The organism is Rhodococcus sp. UNC23MFCrub1.1 (genome assembly GCF_000686025.1).
Classification (GTDB): Bacteria; Actinomycetota; Actinomycetes; order Mycobacteriales; family Mycobacteriaceae; genus Rhodococcoides.
This window is the reverse complement of record NZ_JMLQ01000001.1, coordinates 138,028-156,488: the sequence shown is the minus strand read 5'-3', so window position 1 is coordinate 156,488 and position 18,461 is coordinate 138,028. Positions and strand designations below refer to the sequence as shown.

Genomic DNA, 18,461 nt, shown 5'->3' with positions numbered 1-18,461 from the left:
GCGGCCGGAGCGCCGTCCGCGCCGAAGTAGGCTGTCGTCCCATGTGCGGAATCGTCGGGTACGTCGGACATCGTCGAGCGCTACCGGTGGTGGTGGAGGCGTTGCGCCGGATGGAGTACCGCGGATACGACTCGGCCGGCATCGCCGTCCTGGACGGGTCCGGGGGAATGGCCGTCGAGCGCAAGGCCGGAAAACTGGCGAACCTCGAGGCCGAACTGGACGAACTCGGGCGGGACACCTTCGTCGGCACCAGCGGGATCGGCCACACCCGGTGGGCCACCCACGGACGGCCCACCGATCGCAACGCCCACCCGCACCGCGACCGCGCCGACCGCGTCGCCGTCGTGCACAACGGCATCATCGAGAACTTCGCGCCGCTGCGCGCCGAGCTCGAGAACGCAGGCGTCGAGTTCGAGTCGGACACCGACACCGAGGTGGCCGTCCATCTGGTCGCCGCCGCCTACGACGAGGGCCCCACGGCCGGAGACTTCGTCCAGAGCGCCCTCGCGGTGCTGCAGCGCCTCGAAGGCGCCTTCACGCTCGTGTTCACCCACGTCGATCACCCCGACACCATCGTCGCGGCCCGTCGCTCCACACCGTTGGTCGTCGGCGTCGGCGAGGGCGAGATGTTCGTCGGGTCCGATGTCGCCGCCTTCATCGAGCACACGCGCGACGCGGTCGAGCTCGGGCAGGACCAGGTCGTGGTGATCACCGCCGACGGCTACGACGTCATGAACTTCGACGGGTCCGAGGCCGAGGGGCGTCCGTTCCGCATCGACTGGGACCTCGCCGCCGCCGAGAAGGGTGGTCACGACTACTTCATGTTGAAGGAGATCCAGGAGCAGCCCGCGGCGGTCGCGGACACCCTCCTCGGACACTTCACCGACGGTCGCATCGTCCTCGACGAGCAGCGACTGTCGGATCAGGAGCTGCGCGACGTCGACAAGGTGTTCGTCGTCGCGTGCGGCAGCGCTTACCACTCGGGGCTGCTGGCGAAGTACGCGATCGAGCACTGGACGCGCCTCCCCGTGGAGGTGGAGCTGGCCAGCGAGTTCCGTTACCGCGACCCCGTTCTCGACCGCTCGACACTCGTGGTGGCCATCTCCCAGTCGGGCGAGACCGCCGACACGCTGGAGGCGGTCCGGCACGCGAAGGAGCAGAAGGCCCGAGTCCTGGCCGTCTGCAACACCAACGGTTCCCAGATCCCGCGCGAGGCCGACGCGGTGCTCTACACGCGGGCGGGACCGGAGATCGGTGTCGCGTCGACCAAGGCGTTCCTCGCCCAGGTGACGGCCAACTACCTGGTCGGTCTGGCGTTGGCGCAGGCTCGCGGTACCAAGTACCCGGACGAGGTCGCACGGGAGTACGCGGATCTCGAGGCCATGCCGGACCTGGTGAGGAAGGTGCTCGAGACGGTCGAGCCCGTTCGCGCCCTGGCCCGCGAGTTGGCGTCGTCACCGACGGTGCTGTTCCTGGGTCGCCACGTCGGTTACCCGGTCGCCCTCGAAGGTGCGCTCAAGCTCAAGGAGCTCGCGTACATGCACGCCGAGGGCTTCGCCGCCGGCGAGCTCAAGCACGGTCCGATCGCCCTCATCGAGGACGACCTGCCCGTGATCATCGTGATGCCGTCGCCGAAGGGCCGAGCGGTGCTGCACTCGAAGATGCTCAGCAACATCCGTGAGATCCAGGCGCGCGGCGCCCGGACCGTCGTGATCGCCGAGGAGGGCGACGAGACGGTGCGGCCGTTCGCCGATCACCTCATCGAGATCCCGGCCGCGCCGTCACTGCTGCAGCCGCTGCTGTCGACGGTGCCGCTGCAGGTGTTCGCCGCCGAGGTCGCGCAGGCGCGCGGCTACGACGTGGACAAGCCGCGCAACCTCGCGAAGTCGGTCACCGTCGAGTGATCAGCTCTCTCGGACGATGACGGTGCCCGTCATGTTCGGGTGCACCGAGCAGAAGTACGGGTACGTGCCGGGGTCGTCGAACGTCTGACTGAACTGACCCGACGAGATCATCGGGCTGTGCAGCAGACGGGACGCCGCGTCGATGCCGATCACGTTGTGCGCGACACCGGTGTCGTCGAAGAACCACGTGACGGTGTCGCCGGGCGAGATGGTGACGCTGGCAGGGGAGTAGGCCATCGCGGCGACCGTGACGACGTTCGGCCCGGTCGGACGTTCGGCGGTGGGGGCGTCCTCGGTGCACGATGTGAGCGACAGTGCCAGTGCGGCAGTGACTCCGATCGTCGCCGCGAGTGTTGTCAGGCGAGCCATGATTCCCACGGTAGACCTGCCGTGCATCGTGGCCTGTCGGCGCTACCGTGGGACGCATGCGTCACTTCCACACCGCCGACGAGGTGCGAGCGGCGGAAGCCCCGCTGCTGGCCCGACTGCCCGAGTACGCGGCGATGCGCCGCGCGGCCCACGGACTGGCGACGGTCGTCGCTCGTGAACTCCGGGCCCGCACCGGCGGGGTGGTCGGCAGACGGGTGCTCGTTCTCGCCGGGGCCGGGGACAACGGCGGCGACGCGCTGTTCGCCGGCGCCGAACTACGCCGACGCGGTGTCGCCGTGGAGGCACTGCTGCTCCGCCCCGATCGCGCCCACCCCGCCGCACTGGCGGCGTTCCGGGCCGCCACGGGACGTGTGGTGACGCGGGCCGGCGACCCCGATCTGGTGATCGACGGCATCGTCGGCCTGTCCGCGCGGGGATCGCTCCGACCGGACGCGGCCGCGATCGTCGACGGACTCACCGCCCCCGTCGTGGCTGCGGACCTGCCGTCGGGTGTCGACCCGGACACGGGCGACGTCGACGGTCCCGCCGTCCGTGCCGCCGTGACGGTGGCGTTCGGCGCCTACAAGCCGGTGCACCTGCTCGCGAGCGCGTGGTGCGGCGAGCTGCACCTGATCGACATCGGCCTCGTTCCGGACGCCGCGACGATCACGTCTCCCGACGACGGCGAGGTGGGCCGCGCGTGGCCGGTACCCGGACCTGCGGACGACAAGTACTCCCAGGGCGTCACCGGCATCATGGCGGGCAGCGAGAAGTATCCCGGCGCGGGCGTGCTGTGCACGGGCGCTGCGGTGGCGGCGACGTCCGGCATGGTCCGCTACGTCGGGCAGGGCGGCGCCGAGGTGGTGCATCACTACCCGGAGGTGGTCACCGCCCGTTCGGTCGACGAGGCAGGACGTGTACAGGCCTGGGTGGTAGGGCCCGGCTTCGGTACCGACGACGACGCGGCCGACCGGCTGCGCTCCGTCCTGGAGTCCGACGTCCCGGTCCTCGTCGACGCCGACGGACTGACCGTGCTGTCGCAGCGACCCGAGCTGGTGCGCGGACGGTCGTCGGCGACCGTGCTGACACCGCACGCTGGAGAGTTCGAGCGACTCACCGGGTCCGCGCCCGGACCCGATCGTGTCCGGTCCGTCCGTGCCCTCGCGGCCGACTGGAACGTGACGGTGCTGCTCAAGGGGCGAGCGACGGTGATCGCGGATTCCGACGGCACCGTCTCCGTCGACGACGCGGGGTCGTCCTGGTCCTCGACGGCCGGGTCCGGCGACGTGCTGTCCGGCATGATCGGAGCGCTCCTCGCGGCGGGCGTGTCGGCCCGCATCGCCGCCGTCATGGGCGCTCGCGCGCACTCGCGGGCGGCCGCGCTCGCCGCCACCGATCGAGGTCGGCGTACCGCTGCTCCCATCTCCGCCTCCCCGCTGCTCCGCGCCGTTGCGGACGCGGTCGGCGACCTCCGCGCACAGGCCTGACACCCGCCACCGCATGTCGGTGCGGGGTGTCGATGGCAGAATGACGCCGGTGAACAGCGCGCAGGAGGTGCCGACGAGTCCGGTCGCACCGGCTCCGACTTCTCGCCCGCAGGCCGAGGCGCTGATCGATCTGGACGCCGTCGCGCACAACACCCGCATCCTGATCGAGCACGCCGGCGATGCTGCGGTGATGGCCGTCGTCAAGGCGGACGGCTACAACCACGGCGGAGTGGAGGTCGCTCGGGCGGCGCTCGCGGCCGGTGCTCGCGAACTCGGTGTCGCCACGGCTGCGGAGGCGCTCGGACTGCGCGCCGCGGGTCTCACGGCGCCGGTGCTGTGCTGGTTGCACGCCCCCGGCACCGACTTCACGGGACTGATCGACTCGGACGTCGAGATCGGCGTGTCCTCGCCCCGTCAGATAGCGGAGGTCGCCGACGCCGCACGCCGTGTCGGCCGTCCCGCCGTGGTGTCCCTCAAGGTCGACACCGGCATGAATCGCAACGGGGTGGGTGCGGACGAGTTCGACGCGGCCGTCGACGCCCTGGTGGCGGAGCAGCGTGGTGGCGCGCTGCGCGTGCGCGGCCTGTTCTCCCACCTGGTCGATGCGGACGTGCCCGGCGATCCGATCAACGACCGGCAGAAGGAGCGCTTCGACGCCGCCGCGGACGCGATGGCCCGAGCGGGCGTGGCACCCGAGGTACGGCACATCGCCAATTCCGCCGGTGCCCTGACCCGCCCCGACCTGGCCTACGACATGGTCCGACCGGGCATCGCGCTGTACGGCCTGTCCCCGGCACCCCATCTCGGATGGTTCGGACTGCGCCCCGTGATGACGCTGCGCGCCACGGTGATCCTGCTCAAGCGGGTGGCTGCCGGCGACGGCGTCTCCTACGGCCACGAGTGGATCGCTCCCGTCGACACGACGGTGGCGTTGCTGCCCGTGGGCTACGCCGACGGCATCACGCGTGCGCTGAAGAACCGATACGAGGTGTCGATCCACGGCGTGCGGTATCCGGCGGTGGGCCGGGTGTGCATGGACCAGATCGTCGTCGACCTCGGACCCGGCCGTCCCGACGTCGCCGAGGGGGACACCGCGTACCTCTTCGGACCGGGCGACCACGGGGAGCCCACGGCCCAGGACTGGGCGGAGACGCTCGACACGATCAACTACGAGGTGGTGACCGGTATCCGCGGTCGAGTACGACGGACGTTCGCCGGAGGGGTCTCGTGATCAGCGCCCGTCTCGCCGGAATGGCCGGGGGCGCAGCCAGTATCGCGGCCGTGGCCGCCGTGGCCGGCATCACGGCGGTGCGGCGCCGGGTGGGCCCGCCGGTGCCCGACGCCGGTCGGCGCGAGGACTTCGAGTCGATGGAGTTCGATCGCGGGTGCGTCGTCGCCAGCGGAGACGGAGTGCCGCTGGCGGTGCGCGAGGTCGGTCCACTCGAGGCGCCGCTGACCGTGGTGTTCGTGCACGGGTACTGCCTGCGCATGGAGTGCTGGCACTACCAGCGCCGCGAGCTCGCCCGCCGGTGGGGCGACGACGTGCGGATGGTGTTCTACGACCAGCGCGGTCACGGCCGATCCGGCGACGTCTCGCCGGACGAGTGCGACATCGCCCGCCTCGGCATCGATCTCGCCGACGTGATCCGGGCCGTCGCACCGCGTGGGCCGCTGGTGCTGGTGGGCCACTCGATGGGCGGCATGTCGGTGCTCGCGGCCACTCGCCAGTTCCCCGACGCGGTGGCCGAGCGGGTCGTCGGAGTCGCGCTGATGTCCACCACCGCAGCGGGTCTCGCGCGTACCGGTCTCGGACGGAACCTCCAGAATCCGGCCGTCGACGCGTTCCGGCTCGCGGTGCGGACCGCTCCGGGTGCGGTCCAGTTCGGCCGCGGTGTCGTGCGCGGGGTCATCGCCCCGGTGCTGCGCGCGGCGTCGTTCGGCACCGCGGTCAGTCCCGCCCTCGAGGCGTTCGCCGAGCAGATGATCCACGACACCTCGGTGGTGACGATGGTCAACTTTCTCCAGGCGCTCGAGCTGCACGACGAACTGGAGGCGCTGCCCGTCATCGCGGACACGGCGACCCTGGTGCTGTGCGGCGACGACGACTGGGTCATCCCGTTCGACAAGTCGGAGCAGCTGGCCGACGCGCTCCCGCACGCCGAGATGGTCCGGGTCCGCCGCGCCGGTCACCTGGTGCAGCTCGAGTTCCCCGACGAGGTGAACGACGCCCTGGACCGTCTGGTACAGCGTGCACGCGACGGACGGGTCCGCGCCGAACCGACGAGGCGAACCGTTGGCTGACGCGGTGCCGGTCGAGGGGGAGGCCGTCCTCTCGACGGCCGAGGACACCGAGCTCCTGGGCGAGCGCCTCGCCGCGGAGCTCGAAGCGGGCGACGTCGTGGTGCTCGACGGACCCCTCGGCGCAGGTAAGACGACGCTGACGAAGGGTCTCGCCCGCGGACTCGGCGTGCTCGGCCGCGTGAGCTCGCCGACGTTCATGATCGCGCGCACCCACCGCGCCGGCGGGGACACCGGCCCCGGGCTCGTGCACGTCGACGCCTACCGGCTGGGGCTCGGAACCGGCGCCTCGGCGATGGACGAGCTCGACGCCCTCGACCTCGACACCGAGCTGGCGGACTCCGTCGTCGTCGTGGAGTGGGGCGAGGGCATCGCGGAGGCCCTCGCCGACCGGCACCTGCTGATCCGGCTGCGGCGCGAGCCGGAGTCCGACGTCCGCACCGCCACGTGGCAGTGGATCGGGTGAGCACGGGTAATCTGGATCCCCGTGCTGATACTCGCCGTGGACACCTCCACTCCCGCCGTGACGGCCGGGGTGGTGCGGCTCGACGACACCGGCCCGCAGCCGCTCGCGACGCGCGTCACCGTCGACGCCCGTAAGCACGCCGAAGTTCTCACCCCACACATCCTCGAGTGCCTCTCCGACGCCGGCATCAGCGCGGACGACCTGTCCGCTGTCGTCGTCGGCACCGGACCGGGGCCGTTCACCGGCCTGCGCGTGGGCATGGCGACGGGAGCCGCCTTCGGTGACGCCCTCGGCATCCCGGTGCACGGTGTCGGCAGTCTCGATGCCATCGCCGCGGCCGTGCCCGGTGATCGCGAGGTCCTCGTCGTCACGGATGCGCGTCGCCGGGAGGTGTACTGGGCACGGTTCCGCGGCGCCGAGCGCGTCGCCGGACCGTTCGTCTCGCCCGCCGCGGACATCGTCGTGGGGGAGTCGACGGTGGTGGCCGGATCGGCACTGCACGTCGATCTGGTGGACCTGCCCGTGGAACCGGTCGAGAGTCCGTCCCCGGAATGCCTCGTCGCCGTGGCCGCGCAGGCGCTGCGCTCCGGCGCGGAGCCGACGTCGTTGGTGCCGCAGTATCTCCGGCGTCCCGACGCGGTCGCGACGGCCGATCGAGCGGCGAAGACCCGCGCATGATCGGCACGGTCGAACCGATGCGCGTCGAGGACGCGGACCGGTGCGCGGAGCTCGAGGCCGTGCTGTTCCCCACCGACGGGCCCTGGCCCGCATCGGCCTTCGTCGAGGAACTGCGCGGCCCGCACGTGCGGTACTTCGTCGTGCGAGAGGACGACGGTCGGGCCGTCGGGTACGCCGGGATCGCGTTGCTGGGCAAGGGCGAGGACACCGAGTCCGAGGTCCACACCATCGGCGTCGATCCCGCCGCGCAGCGTCGCGGTATCGGCAGGGCACTGCTCGACGCGTTGCTGCACGAGGCGGACCTGCACGGCGGTCCGGTGTTCCTCGAGGTGCGCACCGACAACGAGCCGGCCATCGAGTTGTACCGCCGGGCGGGCTTCGACATCGTCGGGACGCGCCGCCGCTACTACCAGCCCAGCGGTGCGGACGCGTACACCATGACCAGGCCCGCCCCGACTACGAGAGGTGGTCACCCGTGATCGTCATGGGGATCGAGAGTTCGTGCGACGAGACCGGTGTCGGCATCGTCCGCTACACCGGAGACGCGTCGGGCACCGGCACGTGCGAGATGCTCGCCGACGAGGTCGCGTCCAGTGTCGACGAGCACGCCCGCTTCGGTGGTGTCGTCCCCGAGATCGCATCGCGCGCACACCTCGAGGCCATCGTGCCCACGATGCGACGAGCGTTGGCGCAGGCGGGTATTCGTCGCCCGGACGCCGTCGCCGTCACCATCGGACCGGGCCTCGCCGGAGCGCTCCTCGTCGGTGTCGCGGCGGCGAAGGCCTACGCGGCGGCGTGGAACGTGCCGTTCTACGCGGTCAACCATCTCGGTGGTCACGTCGCGGTGGACACCCTTGAGCACGGCCCGATGCCGGAGTGTGTCGCGCTGCTGGTCTCGGGCGGACACACGCATCTGCTCGAGGTGTCCTCCCTGGCCGAACCGATCGTCGAACTGGGCAGCACCGTCGACGATGCGGCGGGAGAGGCCTTCGACAAGGTCGCCCGGCTCCTCGGACTCGGGTATCCCGGCGGTCCCGTGCTCGACGCGCTCGCCGCGGAGGGTGATCCGCGCGCCGTCGCGTTTCCTCGCGGCATGACCGGACCGCGCGACTCCCGCTACGACTTCTCGTTCTCCGGCCTCAAGACCGCGGTGGCTCGCCACGTCGAGTCGGCGCAGCGCGCCGGCCATCCGATCGTGGTGGCCGACGTGGCCGCGTCGTTCCAGGAGGCCGTCGCCGATGTCCTGACGATGAAGGCGCTGCGCGCTGTGACCGACCGGGGGATCGGCACCCTCGTCCTGGGCGGCGGTGCCACTGCGAACTCGCGTATCCGATCGCTCGCCGAGGAGCGGTGCGCCGCGGCCGGGGTGACGTTGCGCGTGCCCACTCCGCGTCGATGCACCGACAACGGCGTCATGATCGCCACGCTCGGGGCGCACATCGCTGCATCCGGAGCCGAGCCGTCACCACTGACGGCGGCGACCGATCCGGGCCTGCCCGTCTCGGTCAGCCAGGTCGTCTGACGGCCCGTCAGGCGGGTGGTGCAGTCGACGGTGTGACCGCCGGAGCGGACGTGGTCGGTACGGGAACGAGGCCCTCGGGGAGCACGGACTCCGGCACCACGGCACCGGGCGCGGGCGACACCGGTGTCGATCCGGACTCGGGCGTGCTCTCCGGCGTCGTCACCGGCGGGGTCGGCAGCACACTGGTCAGGTCCGTCCACCACGGCGGGATTCCGGGAACGTCCGGCAGGACGATGACCGGAAGATCGGGAGCCGGGCGGAGTGTCGGGGTGGTGGATGTCGGCGGCGCCACGGTCGTCGTCGCCGTGGCCGACGGTGACGACGAGCGAGTCGGGTAGGGACGCACCTCGGGGGTGTAGGTGTAGTCGGTCGTCGGCCACGGTTCCGCGGCCGTGGGCTCCGGCGCGTCGTCCTCCCACCCACCGGTCAGAGCCGGCGGCGCCGCCTCGGGTGCCGACGCGCTGGTGGCCGTCTCCTCCGTGGTCGAGTTCGGGAGTTCCGAGGTGGCCACCGTGGTGACGGCCGGCTCGCTCGACGGGGTCAGGGCCTGGACGCCGTACGCGAGCACGACGGCCATGGCCGCGCACGCCGCGGCGAGCAGCCCGACCGTACGCAGGCCCCCGGCGATCGAGGTGGGCGGCCGGGTGGACGCGGGCAGCACCGAGTGGCCGAGGTCGCGGGCCAGCAGGGCTGCGCCCTTGGCCACGGCGGCATCGGGTTCGGGCGTCGGCACCGCGGGCACGTCGGCGGCGTGGGTGATGGTCTCGACCACGGCGGGCACGTGGGCGCCGCCGCCGACCACGGCGGCCGCCTCGGGGCGTGCGGTCGGGCCGGCCTCGTCGAGCACCTCGAGAACCAGCTCGCGCAGCGCAGCCAACGGTGCGGCGATGGCGACGACCATCTCGGCGCGAGTCACGGTGAGCGTCTCGGCTCCGGGCAGATCCACGGTGACGGACTCGTGGAAGGACAGTTGCTCCTTGGCCGTGCGCAGACGTGCCGCGACCACCGGGCGATCCGAGGTGGTGACCGCGGGCAGCCTCTCGGCGGTCAGGGCGAGGAGGTGCGCGTCGAGGACGGCTCCGCTGACCTCGTCGGTGCGCCGGACCGCGCGCACGGTGCCGTCGACCTGATCGATCACCGTCGTGGTGGTGCCCGAGGCGCCGACGTCGACGAGCAGGACGTGGCCGTACCGCGCCACCTCGCCGGTGTGCCGGAGCCAGCACAGCAGAGCGTCGGTATCGGTCACCAGATGGTCGTCCGTCACGTGATGACGACGGGTCGCCGACAGAATGGACCGCGACCCGACACCGCCGCGATGCGCCACGGCGATACGTCCGCCCGACGTGGCGGGGCGGGTGTCGTCGTCGACGAGGTGGTGGGACGCGAGATCGAGCGAGGTGGCAACCAGGTCACCGATGTCGGAGCGGGCGCCCTCGGCGGTCACGGTGCGGTAGTCGAAGGTCTCGGTACCGTCGGGAGCGGTGGTGAGGACGGCGCAGCACACCACCTCGGACCCTGCCGAGACCCCGATGGTGGGTTCGGGGACCACACTCTCCTGCTGTGTGTCCGACACGTGCATGCACCTCCTCGGGCGGTCGTTCCTACGCTGCCGTTATACGAATGTTACCGAACTCCGCCGGAAAAGGTGCACATCCCGCGCTGGTTCCACCCGCGGAAGGACACCGAACCCGTTCCTGACCAGTGCAATGACGAGACGTCACGAAAGTGAGAAAGGGGCGCGTCACCGTGTCTGCGAGCGTCGAGATCGGCATCACCACCCTCGCCGAGACCTACCCGGAGGAGGGAGTCCAGGAGGTGCGCGGCCACGGTCGACGACTGCGCGAGGTGGTCGAGGAGGCCCAGCTCGCCGACGAGGTGGGACTGGACGTGTACGGCGTCGGTGAGCATCACCGCGAGGACTTCGCCGCGTCCGCGCCCGCCGTCGTGCTCGCGGCGATCGCGGCGCGGACCGAGCGCATCCGTCTGACGCATCAGCGTCGGCACGCTGCCCCACGAGACGGTGCTGCGCTCCGTCGAACTTCTGGGCCGCGAGGTCGCGCCTCTGGTCCGCGAGGCGATGGCGTCCTCGACGCGACACGAGAATGTGCACTCGTGAAGGTTGAGTGCTGGCACTCGCGTGTATAGAGTGCTAGTCGACGACAGGTTCAGTGACCCGGCACCCGCGACGACGGGCCACCGCAATCGTGCGTCGTGAACCAGAGCAGTACCCAGCAGGACGAACACCAGCACAATCCGTGCCGGGGACCAGCCCCGGACCGACAATCGTGAAAGTGGAGGGCTCATCGTGGCAGGCGTGAACATCAAGCCGCTCGAGGACAAGATCCTCGTCCAGGCCGTCGAGGCCGAGACGACGACCGCCTCCGGCCTGGTCATCCCCGACACCGCCAAGGAGAAGCCCCAGGAGGGCACCGTGGTGGCCGTGGGTGAAGGCCGAGTGACCGACAAGGGAAATCGCATCCCTGTCGACGTCAAAGAGGGTGACACCGTCATCTACAGCAAGTACGGCGGCACCGAGATCAAGTACGCCGGCGAGGAGTACCTGATCCTGTCCGCACGCGACGTGCTGGCAGTCATCTCCAAGTAAGCCCCACGCCTTCCGCCCCGGTGTCCTTGTCTCGAGGACCCGGGGCGGAATGCGTCACGCCGTACTGATGAGGAGTTGGTAGGCCACATGTCCAAGCAAATCGAATTCAACGAGGTCGCACGACGCAGCCTCGAGAGGGGCGTCGACAAGCTCGCCGACGCCGTCAAGGTCACCCTCGGGCCCCGCGGCCGGCACGTGGTGCTGGCCAAAGCCTTCGGTGGTCCCACCGTCACCAACGACGGCGTGTCCATCGCCCGTGAGATCGACCTCGAGGATCCCTTCGAGAACCTCGGCGCACAGCTCGTCAAGAGCGTCGCCACCAAGACCAACGACGTCGCCGGTGACGGTACGACGACGGCGACGGTACTGGCACAGGCCCTGGTCAAGCAGGGGCTCAAGAACGTCGCCGCCGGTGCCAACCCCATCGCGCTCGGCGCCGGCATCACCAAGGCCGTCGAGCACGTGTCCGAGGCACTGCTCGCCGCCGCGGTTCCCGTGCAGGGCGAGAAGTCCATCGCGCAGGTCGCCACCGTGTCGTCCCGCGACGAGGTCATCGGCCAGATGGTCGGCGAGGCGCTCACCCGCGTCGGCGCCGACGGTGTCGTGACGGTCGAGGAGTCGAGCTCGCTCGTCTCCGAACTCGTCATCACCGAGGGCGTGCAGTTCGGCAAGGGCTACCTCTCGCCGTACTTCGTCACCGATCCGGACAGTCAGGAAGCGGTCTTCGAGGACGCGCAGATCCTGCTGTACCGCGAGAAGATCTCGTCCCTTCCCGATTTCCTGCCGCTCCTGGAGAAGATCGCGGAGTCGGGCAAACCGGTTCTCATCATCGCCGAGGACATCGAGGGCGAGGCACTGTCCACGCTCGTCGTGAACTCGATCCGCAAGACGGTCAAGGCCGTCGCGGTGAAGGCGCCGTTCTTCGGAGACCGCCGCAAGGCGTTCCTCGAGGACCTCGCCATCGTCACCGGTGCCACCGTCATCAACTCCGACATCGGCCTCAGCCTCAAGGATGCGGGCCTCGACCTGCTCGGCAGCGCACGCCGCGTCGTCGTCACCAAGGACGAGACCACCATCGTCGAGGGTGCGGGCACCGCGGAGGCCATCGCCGACCGCGTCGGACAGCTCCGTCGCGAGATCGAGGCGACCGAGTCCGACTGGGACCGCGAGAAGCTCGAGGAGCGTCTGGCGAAGCTGGCCGGCGGAGTCGCGGTCATCAAGGTCGGTGCCGCCACCGAGACCGACCTCAAGGAGCGCAAGTTCCGCGTGGAGGACGCCGTCAACGCCGCCAAGGCAGCTGTCGAGGAAGGCATCGTCTCCGGTGGAGGCGCCGCGCTCGTGCACGCCAGCCGCGGCCTGAAGGACCACCTCGGTCTGACGGGCGACGAGGCCATCGGCGTCGAGGCAGTGCGCCTCGCGCTGCGGGCCCCGATGTACTGGATCGCGAGCAACGCCGGTATCGACGGTTCCGTCGTCGTCGGCAAGCTCGTCGACGCGGACGACGGCACCGGCTTCAACGCCGCCACGCTGACGTACGGCGACCTGGTCGCCGACGGCGTCATCGACCCGGTCAAGGTCACTCGCTCGGCCGTGGTGAACGCCGCGTCCGTCGCGAAGATGATCCTCACGACCGAGTCGACCGTCGTCGACAAGCCCGAGGTCGTCGAGGACGAGGGCGGCCACGGTCACGGCCACAACCACTGACCACCCTCTCGACGAGCGAGGCCCCATCGGACACTGTCCGGTGGGGCCTCGCTCGTTCGTGGGGTCAGGAGGCCAGACGGCGACGGTTGCGCCGCGCGAAGACCTCTCGCTCGGTCTCGGACATGCCGCCCCAGATGCCGTACGGCTCGCTCACGGCGAGCGCGTGGCTCCGGCACTGGGCGAGGACGGGGCACGCGCGGCACATCTCCTTGGCCTTCATCTCGCGTTGCGCTCGCGCTCGTCCTCGTTCACCATCGGGATGGAAGAACATCGACGAGTCCTCGCCGCGGCACGATCCGTGCATCTGCCAATCCCAGATATCGGCATTGGGTCCGGGAAGGTGATTGGGCTGGGGCATTGTGTACTCCTAGGACTCTCACGCACGGTCGTGAATTCTTCTGGTGCAGTTCACGATCTGTCGCAACCGTAGAGCCGGGCGAGTTTCACCGTCAACAGTCTCGATCGTGGTGATCTGCATACTCCGAGCTGGCATTAATTAACTCGGACGACACTTTTCTCTGGTGTCGAGCCGGTAGGGGAGTCCTCGTAATGTCCCTGTCACATCGTCGACAAGACACCGACACACTGTGCCCGGAAATGTCGTGACATTTCGTGTGTAAATTCCTGGATAACGCCCGAAGACTATTCTGTTTCCCGTGCAGTCCTCGTGTCCTCCCGTGCCCGGTCCGGACTCCCTGACACGGTGGTCGGAGGCCGTCGACGCCGGGGCCCGCGGGTGGTACGCCGCCTCGCTCACCCGGGCCCGGTCGCTGCGGCGCGACGCCGATCCGGCCGTGCGGTCCCTGAGCGCGAGCCTCGAGGGGTCGCTGCTGCGCCAACTCGGCCGCCACACCGACGCCGCGGTGCGTGACGGCGCGGCGCTCGTCGACAGCGGCTTCTCCCGTGGGACAGGTCCGCGCCGGGCGATCGACGTCGACGCCGCCGTGGACGCCCTCGTCGGTCTCGCCGCCGATGCCATCGGTCCCCGCCGCCTCGCGCGGGCCGACGTCCTCCTCGCCCGGGCGGAGTCGGTGCTCGCCACCCGGCCGGGGCACCAGCGAGTGTCACTCCGCGTGATGTGGGTCCGGGCGGAGGTGGCGATGGCGTCGGGTGACGCGCGGCGCGCCCTCGACGCGGCGGAGGCATCCGTTCGGGCGGCACGGGAGTTCCGGTCGCCGCGGCACCTCGTCAAGTCCCGTGTGGTGCACGCCGCGGCCCTGCTGGTGGGGGGTGATCACGCGGGCGCCGCGACGGCAGCGCGCGCGGTGCGCGACGACGCCGTCGCCGCCGACCTGCTCCCGCTCGCGTGGGCCTCCGCCTGCCTGTCCGAAGCGTGCGGTGACCGCGACGCCGGCGCTGTCCGACGGGTGTTCGAGGTTGCGATCCGGTCACGCGGTGGGCAATTCTCGTGACCGAACCGTACGGTTCGGTCGAGCCGCGTCGGGCGGCGACTATCCTTGAGAGGTTCCGCACCGGGCCGTCGGGGACCGGGAGGAAGCGCGCTCGATTCCGGAGCGGGCCCGATGTGAGGTGGGAAACACTCTGACGATGATTGCCACGGGTGAGGGGCTGGACTCGGCCGTCGCCGCAGCTGCTCGCGGCGACCGAAGGGCTCTCTCCGTCGTCCTCGAAACCATCAGGCCGATCGTGGTCCGGTACTGCCGCGCGCGCGTCGGTGCAGGTGAGAGGGGTCAGCTGTCTGCTGATGACGTCGCCCAGGAGGTGTGCCTCGCGGTCATGACAGCGCTGCCGCGCTACGAGGACCAGGGCCGTCCCTTCATGGCGTTCGTGTACGGGATCGCATCGCACAAGGTCGCGGACGCCCATCGCAGCTCGTCGCGTAACAAATCCGAACCGATGGCCGATGTACCGGATGTCATGTCCATCGAGGACGGCCCCGAGCAACGGGCGCTGGATTCGGAGGCAGGACGCCGCATGAACGAACTGCTGTCGACGCTGTCGGAGAAACACCGCGAGATCCTGGTGCTCCGGTTGGTGGTCGGGTTGTCGGCAGAGGAGACGGCCGCCGCCGTGGGTAGTACCGCAGGCGCCGTTCGTGTGGCGCAGCACCGGGCAATAGCGAAGCTGAAGAACGAAGTAGTGGGAGCAGGTGACAAGTATGGCTAGGGACTCGTGGCGCGGCAGCGCTGGAGATTCTCGGCACGGCGCCTCCGGACACGGAGCCACCGGCCGCCCCGACGCCTCCGGCGCAGGTGGCGTCGATCCCCGAGCCGTCGACGACCTCGAGTCGTCCGGCCCCGTCGACATCATGGCCGTGCGCCGTGACGACGCGCTCATCGATGCGATCGCGAGCGACGGTCCCGTCGCGACCGTCGACTCCGACGAGTATCGCCTGGCCAGTCTGCTGGCCGAATGGCGTTCCGACATCCTCGCCGACCCGCTCCCCGAGAGTCCCGATCTCGATCAGGTCGCCGCGGCGATCGATCTCGCGCTGGCCGAGGACGCGCTGCACCGTCAGCGCACGCGGAGCCGGATGCGTTTCCTGCGCCCCGTCGCCGGTGCCGCGGCCGCCGTCGCGTTCCTCGCGGGTGGTGTCACGGCGTTCTCGTACAGCGCGATGCCGGGCGATCCCCTGTGGAAGGTGAAGGAGGTCGTCTTCACCCAGCAGGCCGATTCGACGGTCGCGCAGGTCGATACCACGTCGGCGCTGCAGGAGGTCGAGGATCTGCTCGCTCGTGGTGACGCGGAGACGGCCAAGACTCGTCTGGCCGAAGCCGCACAGCGCACGGAGAGCATCCGCGACGAGGACGAGCGTGCCCAGCTGCAGATGTGGTGGACGCGCCTGTCGGACGAGTTGGCGAAGCTGACAGCGCCGGCCGCCGTTCCGCCGCCGGCGTTGCCGACCACGCCGGTCACCACGGTGCCGACCGTGCCGCAGGACATCATCCCGGAGATCCCCGTCGATCCGAGCCTGCAGCTCCCGCAGGTCCCGCTCCCGACGGAGATCCCGCAGCTGCCGACCGACATCCAGCTGCCGTTCCCGCTGCCGACGGACCTGCAATTGTTCCCGCAGGCGCCCACCACAACGGTCACCATCCCGCCGGAGATCCTGCGAGCCCCTGCGCCCGTGCCGTCGACGACGGCGGCGGTCACCCCGGACACGTCCGTGGTGCCCAACTGACCTCGAGTCACCGACCACGTGCACGACGAAGGCCCGCAGATACTGTCTGCGGGCCTTCGTCGTGAGGTGGTGTCGCGCGCCGACGTCCTAGGAGTCGTACCCGTCGCCCTGGAGCGCGTCGTTCATGGACGCATCCGCGTACCCGCGGCAGTAGTCCCACGTGACGTACGCGTCGGGAATGGGGTCGTACGCGGGCTCGTGGGGACGCACCGTGCCGTCGACGAGCAGCTGCAGCAGGTTCGCGCGCAGCATGTCCCAGTCGTGGTAGTGGTCCTGCTGGCAGTCCTCGCAGCACACGACGAGGCCTCGCACGCCGCGGTGGGCGAGCAGTGCCTCGTAGACGGCGAGATCCGCGAGATCCTCCTCGACCGCCAGGCGTTCCTGGGGATCGAGGGGCTGTCCGGGCTCGATGGCGTCGAGGGCGGCCGAGGGGTCGGCTGGATCGCCGGCGAAGGGATCCGGCGGCAGACCTGGAGGCAGTTGATCGCGCACACGTCCACGGTACGCAGCAAGTGCCGGTCTGCGCCAGCGCTACACGGCTCCGCAGGGGTCCGGCTGCCTCCGGCGCACGGGGTGACCTGCGCCGGGCGGGGGACCGATACGATGTACCGCGAGCGGACGAGGGAAGTCCCCGGCTCGCACATCGATCGACCGCAGCTCAGGAGGGCCCGATCCGTATGAGTACCCCCGACAGGCCCGTGACCGCCGCAGAGGACTCGACCGCCCGCGTCGAGGCGACCCGTGTCCGCACCGGTGGCGACGACCCGAACAAGGTTGCCATGCTGGGCCTCACCTTCGACGACGTTCTCCTCATACCCGCCGCATCGGATCTCATTCCGAGCAAGGTGGACACGTCCAGCCAGCTCACCCGCGAGATCCGGCTGCGCGTCCCCCTGGTGTCCAGCGCCATGGACACCGTCACCGAGGCACGCATGGCCATCGCCATGGCTCGCGCCGGCGGTATGGGCGTCCTGCACCGCAACCTGTCCGCGGCCGATCAGGCGGCGCAGGTCGAGGTGGTCAAGCGGTCCGAGGCCGGCATGGTCACGGATCCGGTGACGTGCTCGCCGTCGGACACGCTCGCCGAGGTCGACGCGCTGTGCGCCAAGTTCCGCATCTCCGGCCTGCCCGTCACCGACGAGCGCGGCGAACTGGTCGGCATCATCACCAACCGCGACATGCGGTTCGAGGTCGACCAGAACCGCACCGTCGCGGAGGTCATGACCAAGGCTCCGCTGGTCACCGCGCGCGAGGGTGTCACGGCCGACGCCGCGCTGGGCCTGCTGCGTCGTCACAAGATCGAGAAGCTACCCATCGTCGACGGACACGGCCGGCTCACCGGTCTGATCACCGTCAAGGACTTCGTCAAGACCGAGCAGCACCCCTACGCCACCAAGGACCGCGACGGTCGCCTGCTGGTCGGTGCCGCCGTCGGCGTCGGCGACGACTCCTGGTCCCGCGCGATGCTTCTCGCGGAGGCAGGGTGCGACGTGCTCGTCGTCGACACGGCGCACGGGCACAACTCCCAGGTCCTCGAAATGGTCAGCAAGATCAAGGCCGAGGTGGGCGAGCGTGTCCAGGTCGTCGGCGGCAACATCGCCACCCGCTCGGGAGCGCGCGCCCTGGTCGAGGCGGGTGCGGACGCCGTGAAGGTGGGCGTGGGTCCCGGTTCCATCTGCACCACCCGCGTCGTCGCCGGCGTCGGTGCCCCGCAGATCACGGCCATCCTCGAGGCGGTCGCGGTGTGCAAGGCCGCCGGTGTGCCCGTCATCGCCGACGGCGGACTGCAGTTCTCGGGTGACATCGCCAAAGCTCTCGCCGCCGGCGCTTCCACCGCGATGCTCGGATCCCTGCTCGCGGGCACCGCCGAGTCGCCCGGTGAGCTGATCCTGGTGGGCGGCAAGCAGTTCAAGAGCTACCGCGGCATGGGTTCGCTGGGCGCCATGCAGGGACGCGGCGCGACGAAGTCCTTCTCCAAGGACCGCTACTTCCAGGACGACGTGCTGGCCGAGGACAAGCTGGTGCCCGAGGGCATCGAGGGGCGCGTGCCGTTCCGAGGCCCGCTGTCCCAGGTCATCCATCAGCTCACGGGCGGACTGCGGGCCGCGATGGGCTACACGGGGTCGAACTCGGTGGAGGAGCTGCAGGAGGCGCAGTTCGTGCAGATCACCTCTGCCGGACTCAAGGAGAGCCACCCGCACGACATCACGATGACCGTCGAGGCACCGAACTACACTGCCCGCTGACTCGATTCCGGCCGGAGTCGAGCGCCTCCCGACCCACGAG

18 protein-coding genes and 1 pseudogene are annotated in these 18,461 nt (G+C 70.3%); 15 read left to right on the top strand and 4 right to left on the bottom strand.

All coding sequences use genetic code 11. The annotated features are described in order from the left end of the window. Nucleotides 1-41 precede the first annotated feature (41 nt). Nucleotides 42-1,904 carry a glutamine--fructose-6-phosphate transaminase (isomerizing) gene (gene glmS / locus BR07_RS0100705; protein WP_027503803.1) on the top strand — a complete coding sequence of 621 codons (1,863 nt, stop codon included), beginning with the start codon at nucleotides 42-44 and terminating at the stop codon, nucleotides 1,902-1,904. On the opposite strand, the gene BR07_RS0100700 is transcribed toward glmS, so the two are convergent. Continuing rightward, nucleotides 1,905-2,273, bottom strand: a complete 369-nt coding sequence (locus BR07_RS0100700; protein WP_037184149.1) for a plastocyanin/azurin family copper-binding protein — start codon at nucleotides 2,271-2,273, stop codon at nucleotides 1,905-1,907. A gap of 56 nt (nucleotides 2,274-2,329) precedes the next feature. Between BR07_RS0100700 and BR07_RS0100695 the strand changes: the two genes are divergently transcribed. Genes BR07_RS0100695 through tsaD form a run of 7 tightly spaced genes read left to right on the top strand, consistent with a single transcriptional unit; the run spans nucleotide 2,330 to nucleotide 8,724 of the window. Continuing rightward, a complete protein-coding gene (locus BR07_RS0100695) occupies nucleotides 2,330-3,760 on the top strand; it encodes a bifunctional ADP-dependent NAD(P)H-hydrate dehydratase/NAD(P)H-hydrate epimerase (protein WP_027503801.1) in 1,431 nt (476 codons plus the stop codon). A gap of 40 nt (nucleotides 3,761-3,800) precedes the next feature. Next, a complete protein-coding gene (alr, locus tag BR07_RS0100690; protein ID WP_027503800.1) occupies nucleotides 3,801-4,991 on the top strand; it encodes an alanine racemase in 1,191 nt (396 codons plus the stop codon). A 20-nt stretch (nucleotides 4,992-5,011) separates the two neighbouring features. Beyond that, entirely contained in the window at nucleotides 5,012-6,061 is a 1,050-nt protein-coding gene (locus BR07_RS0100685) for an alpha/beta fold hydrolase (protein WP_027503799.1), read from the top strand. After that, the gene (gene tsaE, locus BR07_RS0100680; RefSeq protein ID WP_051613037.1) at nucleotides 6,054-6,524 is read left to right on the top strand and encodes a tRNA (adenosine(37)-N6)-threonylcarbamoyltransferase complex ATPase subunit type 1 TsaE; all 471 of its coding nucleotides are present in this window, start codon (nucleotides 6,054-6,056) and stop codon (nucleotides 6,522-6,524) included. Before BR07_RS0100685 ends, tsaE begins: the two co-directional genes overlap by 8 nt. Before the next feature lie 21 nt (nucleotides 6,525-6,545). Next, a complete protein-coding gene (gene tsaB, locus BR07_RS0100675; protein WP_027503797.1) occupies nucleotides 6,546-7,202 on the top strand; it encodes a tRNA (adenosine(37)-N6)-threonylcarbamoyltransferase complex dimerization subunit type 1 TsaB in 657 nt (218 codons plus the stop codon). Beyond that, nucleotides 7,199-7,681, top strand: a complete 483-nt coding sequence (rimI, locus tag BR07_RS0100670) for a ribosomal protein S18-alanine N-acetyltransferase (RefSeq protein WP_027503796.1) — start codon at nucleotides 7,199-7,201, stop codon at nucleotides 7,679-7,681. Before tsaB ends, rimI begins: the two co-directional genes overlap by 4 nt. Beyond that, nucleotides 7,678-8,724, top strand: a complete 1,047-nt coding sequence (tsaD, locus tag BR07_RS0100665; RefSeq protein WP_027503795.1) for a tRNA (adenosine(37)-N6)-threonylcarbamoyltransferase complex transferase subunit TsaD — start codon at nucleotides 7,678-7,680, stop codon at nucleotides 8,722-8,724. Before rimI ends, tsaD begins: the two co-directional genes overlap by 4 nt. Nucleotides 8,725-8,731: 7 nt before the next feature. On the opposite strand, the gene BR07_RS0100660 is transcribed toward tsaD, so the two are convergent. Continuing rightward, nucleotides 8,732-10,297, bottom strand: coding sequence for an Hsp70 family protein (locus tag BR07_RS0100660; RefSeq protein ID WP_197027703.1), 1,566 nt, complete (start codon nucleotides 10,295-10,297; stop codon nucleotides 8,732-8,734). A 173-nt stretch (nucleotides 10,298-10,470) separates the two neighbouring features. On the opposite strand from BR07_RS0100660, the pseudogene BR07_RS27510 reads away from it, so the two are divergent. The 3 genes and pseudogenes from BR07_RS27510 to groL form a co-directional block, all read left to right on the top strand. Next, nucleotides 10,471-10,713 (top strand): annotated as a pseudogene (locus BR07_RS27510) (LLM class flavin-dependent oxidoreductase); the annotation flags it as partial. Nucleotides 10,714-11,029: 316 nt separating this feature from the next. Next, a complete protein-coding gene (groES, locus tag BR07_RS0100650; protein ID WP_027503792.1) occupies nucleotides 11,030-11,329 on the top strand; it encodes a co-chaperone GroES in 300 nt (99 codons plus the stop codon). An 87-nt stretch (nucleotides 11,330-11,416) separates the two neighbouring features. Then, entirely contained in the window at nucleotides 11,417-13,033 is a 1,617-nt protein-coding gene (gene groL, locus BR07_RS0100645; protein ID WP_027503791.1) for a chaperonin GroEL, read from the top strand. A 64-nt stretch (nucleotides 13,034-13,097) separates the two neighbouring features. Here groL and BR07_RS0100640 read toward each other — a convergent pair whose 3' ends face one another. After that, on the bottom strand, nucleotides 13,098-13,391 hold the full coding sequence (locus BR07_RS0100640; RefSeq protein ID WP_037183820.1) for a WhiB family transcriptional regulator: 294 nt from the start codon (nucleotides 13,389-13,391) through the stop codon (nucleotides 13,098-13,100). 298 nt (nucleotides 13,392-13,689) lie between these two features. Here BR07_RS0100640 and BR07_RS22695 point away from each other — a divergent pair, with 298 nt between their 5' ends. From BR07_RS22695 to BR07_RS22690, 3 genes are all read left to right on the top strand, one after another. Further along, entirely contained in the window at nucleotides 13,690-14,445 is a 756-nt protein-coding gene (locus BR07_RS22695; protein ID WP_155956888.1) for a hypothetical protein, read from the top strand. A 136-nt stretch (nucleotides 14,446-14,581) separates the two neighbouring features. Further along, on the top strand, nucleotides 14,582-15,160 hold the full coding sequence (locus BR07_RS0100630; protein ID WP_027503789.1) for a sigma-70 family RNA polymerase sigma factor: 579 nt from the start codon (nucleotides 14,582-14,584) through the stop codon (nucleotides 15,158-15,160). Next, a complete protein-coding gene (locus BR07_RS22690; RefSeq protein WP_051612918.1) occupies nucleotides 15,153-16,175 on the top strand; it encodes an anti-sigma-D factor RsdA in 1,023 nt (340 codons plus the stop codon). Before BR07_RS0100630 ends, BR07_RS22690 begins: the two co-directional genes overlap by 8 nt. 87 nt (nucleotides 16,176-16,262) lie before the next feature. Here the strand turns inward: BR07_RS22690 and BR07_RS0100620 are convergent, their stop codons facing one another. After that, nucleotides 16,263-16,667: a DUF5319 domain-containing protein gene (locus BR07_RS0100620; protein WP_027503788.1), complete on the bottom strand. Its 405-nt coding sequence runs from the start codon at nucleotides 16,665-16,667 to the stop codon at nucleotides 16,263-16,265. Between the two features lie 287 nt (nucleotides 16,668-16,954). On the opposite strand from BR07_RS0100620, the gene guaB reads away from it, so the two are divergent. Continuing rightward, nucleotides 16,955-18,421 carry an IMP dehydrogenase gene (guaB, locus tag BR07_RS0100615; protein ID WP_027503787.1) on the top strand — a complete coding sequence of 489 codons (1,467 nt, stop codon included), beginning with the start codon at nucleotides 16,955-16,957 and terminating at the stop codon, nucleotides 18,419-18,421. The last annotated feature ends 40 nt before the right edge of the window (nucleotides 18,422-18,461 follow it).